Annotated in this window: 13 protein-coding genes and 1 pseudogene; 5 read left to right on the top strand and 9 right to left on the bottom strand. The window is 47.2% G+C overall.

The genetic code is table 11. The features are described from left to right. Positions 1-4: 4 nt before the first annotated feature. Positions 5-433, bottom strand: a complete 429-nt coding sequence (locus tag AAX04_RS09545; protein WP_066797513.1) for a helix-turn-helix domain-containing protein — start codon at positions 431-433, stop codon at positions 5-7. A 99-nt stretch (positions 434-532) separates the two neighbouring features. Here AAX04_RS09545 and AAX04_RS09550 point away from each other — a divergent pair, with 99 nt between their 5' ends. Continuing rightward, a complete protein-coding gene (locus AAX04_RS09550) occupies positions 533-1,501 on the top strand; it encodes a carbohydrate kinase family protein (protein ID WP_084761362.1) in 969 nt (322 codons plus the stop codon). 211 nt (positions 1,502-1,712) lie between these two features. On the opposite strand, the gene AAX04_RS09555 is transcribed toward AAX04_RS09550, so the two are convergent. Continuing rightward, on the bottom strand, positions 1,713-2,876 hold the full coding sequence (locus AAX04_RS09555) for an MFS transporter (RefSeq protein ID WP_162270130.1): 1,164 nt from the start codon (positions 2,874-2,876) through the stop codon (positions 1,713-1,715). A 393-nt stretch (positions 2,877-3,269) separates the two neighbouring features. On the opposite strand from AAX04_RS09555, the gene AAX04_RS09560 reads away from it, so the two are divergent. Then, positions 3,270-3,617 (top strand): hypothetical protein, encoded by a 348-nt coding sequence (locus AAX04_RS09560; protein ID WP_066797519.1) that lies wholly within the window; start codon positions 3,270-3,272, stop codon positions 3,615-3,617. A 245-nt stretch (positions 3,618-3,862) separates the two neighbouring features. On the opposite strand, the gene AAX04_RS09565 is transcribed toward AAX04_RS09560, so the two are convergent. Both AAX04_RS09565 and AAX04_RS09570 read right to left on the bottom strand, forming a co-directional pair. Then, positions 3,863-5,113 (bottom strand): NADP-dependent isocitrate dehydrogenase, encoded by a 1,251-nt coding sequence (locus tag AAX04_RS09565; RefSeq protein ID WP_066797531.1) that lies wholly within the window; start codon positions 5,111-5,113, stop codon positions 3,863-3,865. Positions 5,114-5,164: 51 nt separating this feature from the next. Continuing rightward, positions 5,165-5,887 carry an exodeoxyribonuclease III gene (locus AAX04_RS09570; RefSeq protein ID WP_066797533.1) on the bottom strand — a complete coding sequence of 241 codons (723 nt, stop codon included), beginning with the start codon at positions 5,885-5,887 and terminating at the stop codon, positions 5,165-5,167. Positions 5,888-5,981: 94 nt separating this feature from the next. Between AAX04_RS09570 and hemB the strand changes: the two genes are divergently transcribed. Beyond that, positions 5,982-7,028, top strand: a complete 1,047-nt coding sequence (gene hemB, locus AAX04_RS09575; protein WP_066797536.1) for a porphobilinogen synthase — start codon at positions 5,982-5,984, stop codon at positions 7,026-7,028. Between the two features lie 29 nt (positions 7,029-7,057). Here hemB and AAX04_RS09580 read toward each other — a convergent pair whose 3' ends face one another. Together AAX04_RS09580 and AAX04_RS09585 are read right to left on the bottom strand one after the other, a co-directional pair. Continuing rightward, positions 7,058-7,795 carry a hypothetical protein gene (locus AAX04_RS09580; protein ID WP_084761364.1) on the bottom strand — a complete coding sequence of 246 codons (738 nt, stop codon included), beginning with the start codon at positions 7,793-7,795 and terminating at the stop codon, positions 7,058-7,060. Further along, the gene (locus AAX04_RS09585; RefSeq protein ID WP_084761367.1) at positions 7,770-8,213 is read right to left on the bottom strand and encodes a DUF371 domain-containing protein; all 444 of its coding nucleotides are present in this window, start codon (positions 8,211-8,213) and stop codon (positions 7,770-7,772) included. Before AAX04_RS09585 ends, AAX04_RS09580 begins: the two co-directional genes overlap by 26 nt. Before the next feature lie 60 nt (positions 8,214-8,273). Here AAX04_RS09585 and AAX04_RS09590 point away from each other — a divergent pair, with 60 nt between their 5' ends. Further along, on the top strand, positions 8,274-9,512 hold the full coding sequence (locus AAX04_RS09590) for a thioredoxin fold domain-containing protein (protein ID WP_066797539.1): 1,239 nt from the start codon (positions 8,274-8,276) through the stop codon (positions 9,510-9,512). A gap of 28 nt (positions 9,513-9,540) precedes the next feature. On the opposite strand, the gene AAX04_RS09595 is transcribed toward AAX04_RS09590, so the two are convergent. Both AAX04_RS09595 and AAX04_RS09600 read right to left on the bottom strand, forming a co-directional pair. Beyond that, positions 9,541-10,443: an ABC transporter permease gene (locus AAX04_RS09595; RefSeq protein WP_084761369.1), complete on the bottom strand. Its 903-nt coding sequence runs from the start codon at positions 10,441-10,443 to the stop codon at positions 9,541-9,543. 10 nt (positions 10,444-10,453) lie between these two features. Then, complete coding sequence (locus AAX04_RS09600) at positions 10,454-11,482, bottom strand: ABC transporter permease (RefSeq protein WP_369818425.1); 1,029 nt, start codon at positions 11,480-11,482, stop codon at positions 10,454-10,456. Positions 11,483-11,531: 49 nt separating this feature from the next. On the opposite strand from AAX04_RS09600, the gene AAX04_RS09605 reads away from it, so the two are divergent. After that, a complete protein-coding gene (locus AAX04_RS09605; protein WP_066797542.1) occupies positions 11,532-12,080 on the top strand; it encodes an NTP transferase domain-containing protein in 549 nt (182 codons plus the stop codon). Between the two features lie 27 nt (positions 12,081-12,107). Here AAX04_RS09605 and AAX04_RS12410 read toward each other — a convergent pair. Next, positions 12,108-12,292 (bottom strand): annotated as a pseudogene (locus AAX04_RS12410) (RNA-guided endonuclease TnpB family protein); the annotation flags it as partial.

Genomic DNA, 12,292 nt, shown 5'->3' on the forward strand with positions numbered 1-12,292 from the left:
TAGCTCACTCACCACTTAACCCCGACTCCTCTATCGACTTAACCATCGATAACGGTGTCGTTGACTCAATGAGCTCCCTAGCAATGTTGTAATACGAAGCCACTAGTTGAAGCAGCCTCTGCTTGACGTGGTCAATGGGTAGTGCGTAGTAGACGTACGTGTAGCCTCCCCTCCTGGTCAGTACGGCCCTCCTACCCACTAACCCAAGTTGAATAAGCTTCATTAGAGACTTCTCCACTGTACTCCTCGACTTCCTAACGATGGTTGATATCTCGGATACTGTTAATGGATCGTTACCATCATTGTTCAGTAGTGTGTGGTATATTGAAACGTCTGTTGATGATAACTTCAGCACGCATCTAAGTATATACTTCAAGTCAACGTTCTTAACTAAATCTTCAACATCAGCCTCTCCCAATTTATTTAGATACATCTAATCACCTAGTAAACCCCTAGAGCACTGACTTATAAACCCTTCTCTTAGATAAAAATGCGGCAAACGCATTTATCCCAGCCTAAACCCAGCCAAAGCGTGGATAAGCCAACAGTAGCCTCAGTTGGCAACCTTAACCTGGACGTATACTTCAGGGTTCAGGCATTACCTGAAAGCGACAGCGCAGTTGAAGCCTATGAGGCTTACATAGGTGGTGGTGGGTCAGCCGCTAATTTCGCTGTACAAGCGTCTAAGCTAGGCATCCACTCAAGGTTCATTGGCGCAACCGGAACCGATATGATCAGTGATGCACTGCTTGAGGACCTTAAGGATGCGGGGGTTGATATTACGTGGGTTAAGAGGATTAGCGCAGAGAGGAGTGGCCTCGTGGTTGTCCTGATTGGGCCTGATGAGGGTAGGAGGATGATTGAGTATAGGGGTGCTAACCTTGGATTAGCACCAGTCGACATAAACACTAACTCCCTTAGCAATGTCAACCACCTCCACCTAGCCACAAGCAGATTAAACATAATTGAAGCTGGTGTTAAACTGGCCAGGGAATTGGGCATAACGACGTCGATCGACGGTGGGGCTGGGTTGGCGTTGAGGGGCTTAGATGTATTGGCACCAATAGTAAGGTGGGCTGATGTCTGGTTCATGAATAGTCTAGAGGCCAGTAGACTGGCTGGTGTTACGGACCCGATTTCAGCCGGGTTCAAGATACTTGAAAAGGTCAACGTCAATGAACTGGTGGTGACGATGGGATCAAGGGGGGCAGCGTCATTCACCAGTGAGGGAGTTAAGGTAGTTGAGGCATTTAGGGTAACACCCATTGACACAACTGGCGCTGGTGACGTATTCGCCGCATCATACGTATTCGCCAAGTTAATCGGGTTAGATAGGGATGATAGGTTAATATTCTCAAACGCCGCAGCTGCAATTAAAGTCACAAGGAGGGGGGCTAGGTCAGGCCCCAGCATAACCGAGGTTTTGGAATTCCTAAGGAAAATGGGTTACAGTGAGTTAGCAGACAGAATCAGCACCATTTACCATGAGGGAGGCGCTTAAGAGGCTGAAGGCTTCATACCAGCTCCTGACCAGGCCAAATGACCCCCTCCCTGCCCTTGAGGGGCAGGGTTTCACCATGGGGGTCTCGATTGTTACCCCGTCTATTACGGGGTTATTGAATACCATAACAAGGCTGGGGTTTATAAAATGTCTCGCTCCATACCCCACATAATGGGACGACACTGCCCTAAAGGGTGAGACTTGACCGTTGTCACCTTAACTCAATGCTCAGCGGCATAGCCCTTAATTGCCGTATTGACTTATAGAGAAACCACGTGAACACTATTACTGAGGCTTCGACGAGAAGTGTCATTAGTCTTAAACCCATTAGGTCAGCTGCGGCGCCAAGTAGCATGGGTGATAACACCCCTATTATGGTCATTATTGATGAGAAGGCTGAGTTCAATACGTTCCTCTCGTCATCCCTAGAGTCCCTTGATATCACTATTAGTGATAGAGGGTAGGTTAACCCATGGGGTATGCCGAGTAGGGCCAGGGCTACGGCGTAGGCGTATACGTTAGGCGAAGTAGTAATAAGCATTACACCAATAATGGTCAAGATAGCCATGGACATTGATGCCTTGCCAACATCCCTAATGGACCTCATTGACATGTAGAGCCTGGTTAAGAAGGATGTGGTGAAGAAAGCCGCAAACAATAGGTAAACGGTAGAGTTGCTTACACCGAAGTACCTAATTGCGTAAATACCCCCGAAAGCCGTCAGCATGGCGAAGGGGAGGCTGTACATTGCGTTATTGTAGACTGCAACCCTAAAACCTGCCCTTGACCAAACTGAACTCAGCTTCAAATGGTTAATGCTGTGTGTTTCCGATGGGAACGGTATCTTGAATGATAGAGGTATCATTACCGCTGAGAATGCTGAGAAGAACAGGAAGACATACCTTAGGCTAAAGTACCGCAGTATCACTGACTCTATAACAGGGCCTATGGTTAGGCTTAGGCTTAGTGCAAATGTATACAGAGCAATAACCCTCTCCCTAACCTCCTGGGACCTACCCACTATACTTGATGCCGTGGCTATGTTAGGCATTATCACACCCAGTAGGTAACCGACGGCGGCTGAGGTTATCCACAACCCGATGTAGTTGATGAATGGGTATATGAGAAATGTTATGAAGTAGAGCACCGTCGATAACTCAAACATGATCCTCCTCCTCTCGGAGCTTAACCTAGCGTTAACAAATGCCGTAGATATGAATGAGAATGCTGAAATCACGCTACCTAGTAAACCAACCTCAGCGTTGCTGGCGTTGAAGTACTCCTCAGCCATTAAAGGCACCGTTGTTTGAATCATGTTGTTACTAGCCCTGGCCATGAATGTAAATGCAAGTATTATTAACACAAGCCAAGTCACACCTCCCAGGTCACCTAGTAGCTTTGAACCATTAAGTTTACTCATAGTTAATTAGACAGGAGACTTACCGGGCACCTTTTATAAAACTTACTCAAACCCTTATATAGAACCTCCGGCATAATACATTTACTACATAATTATATATAGTTAACCCCCATGCTATACATGTAAACCACAGACATGAACCATCCCTTCCTTTAATACGCCTCGGTGGGTGTCTTATCGGCTTCAGCCTTGGCATGTTTAATTACTATTTTTATGATGAGGTAAACCTCACCTTAAAAGAGCGAGACTTGTTGCCATTTTGCCAAGGTGAGTTAAATTTAACTGAAGGCAGGTCTTATTGATTTGGAAGCGCTTACACTTATAAATGGATGCTTAATGCTTAGATTCGTGAGCAGTGGCGCTACTAAGATCATAGATGAGCTAATGGGTGGTTGCTTGGATGGTTACGTTGAGAAGCATAACTTTAAGAACGGTACACGTTATATTATTAAGCCCAGTAACATGTTTATTGAGCTTCATGTGATAAGTGAAGGTGACAACTTGTGCATTGAGATTTGGGATAATGGGCTCAGTGCATCGCCGATATTCACGCAGAGCTTCACCAACAGAACCCCTGGGGATGTTTTAAGTTACATAATATGTAGGGTTTATAGGCTGCTTATGATTAGAAGGCTAATGAGTAGTAAAACCAGCCAGGAGGTACCCTTAAAAGCTGTGAGGGTTAGGGGTGCTTAGGAGATTTAGTGATCATGGGCCCTAGCGCTGATTAGAACATAATGATGAGTACTGGTGTTCCCGGCATCAATTGCTGGTTCTTACTACCTTTGGGACTTGAAATTAATACTTGATTGCCCTGAAGCCGTAGCTGATTTCGCACTGGTAATTAACATAGTATCAGCCACCTCATCTTGTAATTAAATGCATGTTGATTTAAAGATTAAACCTTAGTTTTAACCTAGAAACTTAACTTGGAAGATGGTTCATTTTAAGGTTTCCATTATCTCCATGAGCGCCTTACCGTATTCCCTTGTGCCAAGTGGGGTGATCCCCATATACCTGGCTATGTCCTGAGTAACCTTCCTCTGCTTTATGGCCTCGGTAATAGCCTTATCGAGTAGGTTAGCGGCCTCCGTCCAATTCATGAAGCGTAGAAGCAGTTCAATAGCCCTTATCTCACTGGTTGGGTTTGCCACGTTTTTACCGGCATACTTAGGGGCTGTCCCGTGCATCGCCTCAACCATTACGGCAGTGTCACCAACGTTAGCTGCCCCTATCATACCCACGTTACCCATTAATGATGCCGCTAATTCGCTTATGTAGTCACCATTGACGTTAGGTGCCAGTATTACATCATAAGACTCAGGTCTTGTAACCAACTGGGCGAACATGTTATCAGCCATCCTATCGTTCACAAGTATCTTCCCCTGGGGTACTTTACCGCCGTACAGCTTGTTAACCTCATCCTCGGTCACTACGTAGTCCCTGAACTCCTTCAAGGCGACTTCGTAAGCCCACTCCCTGAACGCACCCTCAGTGTACTTCATGACATTGCCCTTGTGCATAATGGTGACCGACCTCCTCTTATTGCTTATAGCAAACCTAAAGGCGAACCTGGCAACCCTCTGAGTCCTCCAACGGCTTATGGGCTTGACACCTAGGCCACAGTCCTCGTCAACATCAACCTTAAGCTCCTCCTTAAGGAACCTCCTCAACTTAGCGGCCTCAGGGCTATCCCACTGCCACTCAAAACCCCTGTAAAGGTCATCAGTGTTCTCCCTAACTATAACCCAGTCTATCCTCTCAGGGTTCTTTAGTGGCGACTCAATTCCCTGAATGTACTTCACCGGCCTCACATTGGCGTATGTATCCAGGAGTAGCCTTATGGCCACGTTTATTGACCTCCAGCCACCGCCCACCGGCGTCTCAAGTGGCCCCTTTAACACAACCCTGTACCTCTGAAGAGCCTCAATGGTTTCCTGGGGTAGCCTATTACCCACCAGCTTCTCCGCCTTCTCACCGGCATAGACCTCAAGCCACTTTATCTGTCTGGATGAGCCGTAGGCAAGTTCAACGGCCTTATTAGCCACTTCAATGGCCACGCTTACTATTTCAGGGCCTATGCCGTCACCCAGTATGTATAGTATTATTGGTTTATTCGGGACCCTCTCAAATACGCCATTCCTAATCACTATCGGTTCCCCATCCTCAGGTGGCTTATACTGGATAGGCATTAACTTTAGCTCTAGGTCTAATGTTTTAAACATTACTCTAAGGCAGCTGATTCAACGCAATTCAAGTAGAATTGGGTAATGGTCTGAACCCTCCACGTTTAATATATCCACATTTGCAACCCTACTAGCTAATTCACCTGAGACTAAGCAGTAATCTATCCTCATGGCTATATCCTTATCTCTGAAACTCCTCCAGGTGTATTTAACGTCATGTGGGTGGATTAACCTATAGGTATCCACGAAGCCCTTTTTAATGAAACCGCTTAACCATAGCCTCTCCCTTGGTGTTAACCCTGGGTGCTCCTCATCCCAGAAGCTTGAGTCACGCCTATCATACACGGCGTTGAAGTCGCCGCACATCACCACAGGTTTCTTTGAAACCAGGTTCAGGGTGAACTTCTCGATAGCTTCATCGAAGTTTAACTTAAATTGAAGCCTACTGAGGTCATCACCAGCCCTTGGGAAGTATGCATTAATTATGTAGAATTCACCGAGTTCGATTGTTATGACCCTACCCTCGTCATCGAAATCCCTCACCCCAATACCCCTAATCACATTGATTGGATTTATTTTACTCAGGGTAAGTACACCACTATAGCCCTTCCTGACTGCCGGCAAGCCATAGACGTTAAACCCCATTGATAGTACATCTAGGGGTAGGTCACTTGACCTAACCTCCTGTAGCAGCACCACATCAAAGTCGTTAACCACGCTTAGGGTGCCTTTCCTCGATATGCTTCTAATTCCATTAACGTTCCACGACAGTATCCTCATGGCTACTAACTTGATGCGCAACATCTTTAATAAGTTACCCGCATTGGATTGTGCGCATCAGAAGGGTTTATTTCCCTCCAATTGATAGCGTCTAATGCGCTACTACAGGTTCCCAACTACCAGGCCGAGGAGGTTGAGGGGTAGTAGGTTGATTAGGAATCTGGTTTCCGAGACTACTCTAATGCCCAGTAGCCTCGTCTGGCCTATATTCATTAAGGATGAGGGTTCTGTTGAACCAATAAATTCAATGCCGGGGCAGTACAGGTACCCTGTTGGTGATGAGTTGATTAAGGCTGTTGATGAGGCTGTTGATGCTGATGTTAGATCGTTCCTGCTCTTCGGTGTAACTAAGCGTAAGGATCCGAAGGGCTCCCTGGCCTATGATAGGAATGGGCCGGTTCCAAGGGCCGTGAAGATGCTTAGGGATACCTTCGGTGATTCAATACTTCTCATGGCTGATGTATGCCTATGCGACTACACGGACCATGGACACTGTGGGGTGGTTGAGTATGAGGATCCACCAGCCACCCTACAGGAGGCTAAGCAGCCCAGGTTCGTGGTTAACAACGATGCCACAATTGACCTCTATGCCAAGGTGGCTGTTAACTACGCCGAGGCTGGTGTTGATGTTGTGGCACCCTCAGGTATGATGGATGGTCAGGTTAAGGCCATAAGGACGGCGTTGGATGAAAACGGCTTCACCGACGTCATTATAATGAGCTACAGCTCAAAATACGCCAGCACGTTCTATGGTCCATTTAGGGAGGCTGCTGATAGTGCGCCTAGGTTTGGTGATAGGCGTAGTTATCAAATGGATCCTAGGAACGCTTATGAAGCATTGAAGGAGGTTGCCATGGACCTTGAGGAGGGGGCTGACATAGTCATGGTTAAGCCCGCCATGCCTTACCTAGACGTTATTAGGCTTGTTAGACAGAGCTTCCCCGAGGTACCCTTAGCCGCGTATCAGGTTAGTGGGGAGTACGCCATGATTAAGGCAGCCTCATTGAATGGCTGGCTTAATGAGAAAATGGCCGTGCTCGAATCCCTAATAGCGATTAGGAGGGCTGGGGCTAACATAGTAATAACGTATTACGCCAAGGACGCTGCCAAGTGGATTAGCGAAATTAATGACCTATTTTAAGCAAGCGTTAGAGTGGATGCCGGATTACGTTAAACAATCCTAGGTAGCTTGAATAGGTATGCCATTAGGGATGCCACAATTGGTATTGTTAAATTATCCTCCCCGCTGTATGATTCAGCAACCCCAAGGGCTATACCGGTGAGGTATAGTATTGGTAGGTAGCTGATGCCTATTAAGGCGGCTAACACCAGCGAGAAGACTAAGGTACCCATTAAGATACCCTCTATTGTAGTATTGCTGTACGGCATCCTAACCCTCCCTATGAGGGTTCCGAACAAGGCACTTGATGTATCGTAGAATATCAACGCTAATACCCCGTAGTAGGCGTAGCCACCGGTGATGATGAACGATGCGTAAACCCCAACAACACCCATTAACACGCCCAGGTAACCCCACTTCCTCTCATAATCCCTCTCAATACTTCTAACGAACTCGCTGAACATGTACTCAAGTCTGTCCATGGAGACCAACAACTCCTTGGCTATAGTTGCGTTAAGCGCCTCAGTCATCTTCAGTATGTTAGCCCTAACGTTGTGTCTGGCATCCTCAAGCGCATCCCTAATCACCACTGATATTAGGGGCTTCTTAACCTGGTATATGTATAGCAGCGATACCCCAATCAATATTACGGTGTAGTATAGCTGGGTATCAATACTGCTTAACCCCGTGAACAATGGGACTATTAACAATAGTGAGAGTAGTAGGTGTATTAACTTCCTGTATAGTAGCGACTTCAACCTGTTAATCCTGCTTAAGCTCTGATCCAATTATGACCACCGCCACTGGTTCACCGTCCTTAGCTTTATTAATAAGATCCTTTTTTAAATCCTTAGCGGCCTTATTGGCCAGGACCATAACCGTGGCATCATCAATGTAGGCGCTTCTCCTAACTATGATCCTCCTACCATCCCTCAGCCTAAGCCCCCTTAAACCCAAACCGACCACAATATCCATCTCCGAACCAATTATGATAATCATTACCACTAATGAACAGCCACCTGTTATCACCTCCCTAAGGGGCGTGTTCAAGTCGAGGGCTGCCTTATCGGCACAGCAGGCTACTATGCAATCCCCCCTCTTAGTCACATAATCATCCCTAGTAATCTCAAGGGTGTTTCTGTGGGTTGCCATCACATTAACGTGCCCCCTAGCCCAAACAACATCAATAGCCATCTTACCATCCATGAGCTTCTCAGGTTGATTAGGAAAAATCCTTTTAAATACCTAACTAGTTCAATTAAGTACATGAAGACTCGCATAGCCTTACTGACCCTTATCGCATTTTTAATAGGAGTCTCAATCCTGGCCTACTCATTATCAATAATTAAGTTCGGCAATGTCAACGCCTACTTAGTCACCAATCCCAGCTCATTTGAGGATTTGTTAATGACTAGCAGTGGTAAGTATCTCCTTGTGATTTACGCCGACTCGCAGTGCATAGCCTGCAACTACCTTAAATCAAGCGTACTTAGCAATGTAACCATAGCTAACTACGTTCAATCCCACTTCATACCAGTCTACGTGGATTTGGATTACCAGTCAGCCTTACCGTTAACCAGTATTAACCTGGTTATTAACGGTACAGTTTACGTGGTTATGCCCATTGGGAACGAGGTGAGTGTTAGGGCCTATAAACCAAATACGACGCAAGTGGTTTCGTTTTCGGTTCAAGCAACGCCAACACTACTGGTTGCGTATGACTATGACGGTGAGTTGGTGGTTAAGGAGGTGATAATAGGTGCCTACCCGCCTCAAGTATTCATGGATATACTGAACCTAGTCAACACCAACACTGCTTCTCAAATACCCCCACACCCATCATCATCGCCCCTAGGCAGCTTTACGGCGTTAACATTATCATATCTGGCTGGTCTGGGTTCAGCAATAATGCCATGCGCCCTACCCGCATTGGTATCGATAGCCTTAATGGTCATCAATAGGAGGGTTAACCCAATTGCCCTATTCGGCGGATTCCTAGTATTCTACACAGCCTTGGGTTCACTGCTCAGCCTAGTGGGGCTTAGTGGCATTACCAGGTCAATCCTCTACCTAGCCTCATCAGTAGTGTTAATGTTCATGGGACTCGTCTTCCTGGTACCTCCATTATACAGGGGCTTCATCACGTTAACCTCAAGGGTTCAGAACCTGGGTAGTAGGCTTAAGCCAGGTGGTGCATTAGCGGACTTGCTAATGGGCCTTGTGCTAACTGGGTTATGGTTACCGTGCATAGGCCCCATCTTTGCCGGAGTGGCGTTGGGCTCAATATTAGCATCTCAATTAACGCACAACGTATTGACAGGTGTTTTAACAACAGCGGCATTCTCGCTGGGCTTCATAACAATGGCGTCGGTAGTATTCACCGTGGCCAGTTGGGGTAGGAGGAGTATCAGTAGAATCGCATCCATCGGCACCTTAATCGAGAAGGCGGCTGGTGCCGCCATGATAGCCATCGGCGTCTACCTACTCCTTGAGGCCTTAATCTAGGTTGAAACCAAACTCTACTAGTAATTAATTAGTAGTTGATTCTGCCCACTAGTATGTCCTGTAGGCCGTCGCCGACTAGGGCGAAGCTCAACGCCACTATGGTTATTACCAGTCCTGGGAATATCGCGGTCCACCAGTAGCCCGGCAATTCCTCTAATCCAGCGCTAACCATCTCCCCCCACTCGGGTGTAGGTGGCTTAATGCCTATGCCCAGGAAGCCCAGGGTGGCGTAGGTTAATATGACGTTACCGAAGTCTAATGTTGCATAGGCTAAAACTGGGTCAATCATGTTAGGGAACACGTGCTTAATTAGTATTAAGAAGTCGCCTAGGCCCGATAACCTGGCTGAGTCTATGAAGTACCTGCTCTTTATCTCAAGGGTTTGAGCCCTGGATAACCTGGCGTATATAGGCCACCAGACAATTATCAAGGCTATCATTGATTGGAAGTACCCTGAACCTATGAGTATGGTTAGGGCTAACAGCAGTATTAACCCTGGTATGGACAAGAACGCATCGGTTACCCTACCTATCACTTCGTCGATCCACCCACCGTAGTAACCGGCAATCATACCAAGCACCCCACCTATGGCTATTGCTGAGAATACCGTGACTATGCTCACAGATGCATCTATCGGCGCCGCATAAAGTATCCTACTTAATATATCTTGACCCTCAGCATTGGTCCCGAGGAGGTGATGTATTGAGGGTGGTTCATTACTAGCCATAAGGTTCACTGCGAGTGGGTTATATGGCAGTAGAACCCACCCTAGACTTGGGTGTCTTGTCAATGTCCCAACTACCTGAAGTGAGCCCTCTATTATGGACCACACAATGAATAGCGTTATTATTATTAACCCGAAGGCTGATGCTGGGTTCCTAAGAAGAACCTTCAGGGTTAATCTTGGGTTTTCAAGAACGGCAATCGACACGGCTACCACCTCACTCCAACCTTATTCTCGGATCCACCACCGCGTAAAGCAAATCGGCGACTAGGTTAGCCACCATTATGGATATCCCAACTATGAACGTGAAGCCCAGTATTGTTGGGTAATCTAGGTTAAATAGGGCTTGGGTGGTGAACCAACCCATGCCGTGGTACTGGAAGATGTCCTCAATAACAACGGCACCCGCTATCGAGGTAGCGAAGGCTAGGACGGCTATTGTTATTATTGGTATGAGCGCATTCCTCATCGCATGCTTATATATGACGCTTCTGTTTGGTAAGCCCTTCATCACGGCGGTCCTAATGTAATCCCTATTCATAACATCAATCATGGTGTTCCTCATCAACCTGGTGATTAAGCCGAAGGATACAAGAGCCAGTGACGTGGCTGGTAGTATTAGGTGCCTAAGCATTGACGTGAAGTAAGGCCAGTCATGCTCAAGGGCTGCATCAAGCAGCGGCCACCCTGTTATTGGCTTTGGTGGGGTGTATATGGGGTTAACAACACCTGTTGCGGGTAATAGGCCAAGGTCATAGGCTATTAGCAACTGTAGTAGAATCGCCACTAGGAATGGGGGCATTGACCAAGTCACAAGGTATATTATCCTTATGGTGTAGTCTGTGGCTGTGTCCTTCTTGGCACCAGCAATGGCACCTGTGAAGACGCCTATTATCAATGCTATTATTGTCCCAGTTAGGACCAGTTGGAGCGTGTAAGGTAGGTACACCTTTATCACGGCTAGGACCGGCTTCTTGAACATTGTATCTATGCCGAAGTTACCTGTGAAAACATCGACGATGTAGTTAATGAACTGTACATATAGAGGTTTATCTAAACCATAGGCCTTTATCACCGCCTGCAACGCCTGTGGGGTAGCCCTGGCCCCAACCCATATCCTAGCCAGCGCATATGGTGACGGTGCCAGTAGGTGTATGAGCGTGAATACTATTGCTATTAGGAACAGCAACGTAATGATCATGTTTATAATTCTCCTAACGATGTAAACAGCCACGGACGACACGATGCCTCGCCCATCCCATCTTGTTTATAAGTTTTATTCCTAAGCAGCACCAGTGAGAATCACAGCACTAGTGATGTCTGGTGGTAGGGGTAGTAGGCTGGGTAGTGTTGATAAGGGTTCTGTGAAGCTATGCGGCAAACCCATGATAGCGTGGGTTTTGGACAACCTCACCAATGCTGGGGTGGATAGGGTGGTGGTTTCAGTTTCAAGGCGAAGCAGCACTACACTAAGCCTGGTGAGGGAACTTTACCACCACGACGTATACATCAGCAGTGGCGTGGGTTACGTGGAGGACCTCTCCTTTGCCCTAAGGCTACTTACACCAAGGCCACTACTAACCATGCCAGTGGACACACCCCTCATAACCCCAGACTTGATAATCGACTTCGTGAGGAGAGGCATAGGTGTTGGTAAGCCTGTGGTTAACATGATTGGGCCATTTGGCTACGTTGGGGTTACATTATTCAACGGGTCAATGGGGGACTGGAGTGATGTTAAGTACGATACACCGCTGGTCATGGATGTCGACACACCCGAGGACCTTGATAAGGCTAAGCGGCTATGCAGTGCATTGCTGCAGAGCAACCATCATAGCATTTAAAGTTAATTTAACTAATGAGCCTGTGAGCTACCCCGCCCTTGGGGGCGGGGCTTCCCGCTTCCTTGCCCCACCTTGCCCGTAGCGTAGGGCTACGGGTAGTGGGTGGAGCTCCACGGGCACTGCGGCTGGCTCCCAGCCTGCCCTCCTTAAGTGATTGAGGGTGGAATTATAATCCCTATCGGCTTTCCAACCGCACTTGGGGCATTTGAAGA

Origin of the sequence: Caldivirga sp. MU80 (genome assembly GCF_001663375.1) — an archaeon.
Taxonomy (GTDB): domain Archaea; phylum Thermoproteota; class Thermoprotei; order Thermoproteales; family Thermocladiaceae; genus Caldivirga.

Excerpts from the sequence above, each read along its gene's own strand:
- AAX04_RS09545 (WP_066797513.1), bottom strand. The coding sequence starts at position 433 with ATGTATCTAAATAAATTGGGAGAGGCTGATGTTGAAGATTTAGTTAAG.
- AAX04_RS09565 (WP_066797531.1), bottom strand. The coding sequence starts at position 5,113 with ATGCCTATCCAGTATAAGCCACCTGAGGATGGGGAACCGATAGTGATT.
- AAX04_RS09570 (WP_066797533.1), bottom strand. The coding sequence starts at position 5,887 with ATGAGGATACTGTCGTGGAACGTTAATGGAATTAGAAGCATATCGAGG.
- hemB (WP_066797536.1), top strand. The coding sequence starts at position 5,982 with ATGCGCTACTACAGGTTCCCAACTACCAGGCCGAGGAGGTTGAGGGGT.
- AAX04_RS09585 (WP_084761367.1), bottom strand. The coding sequence starts at position 8,213 with ATGGATGGTAAGATGGCTATTGATGTTGTTTGGGCTAGGGGGCACGTT.
- AAX04_RS09590 (WP_066797539.1), top strand. The coding sequence starts at position 8,274 with ATGAAGACTCGCATAGCCTTACTGACCCTTATCGCATTTTTAATAGGA.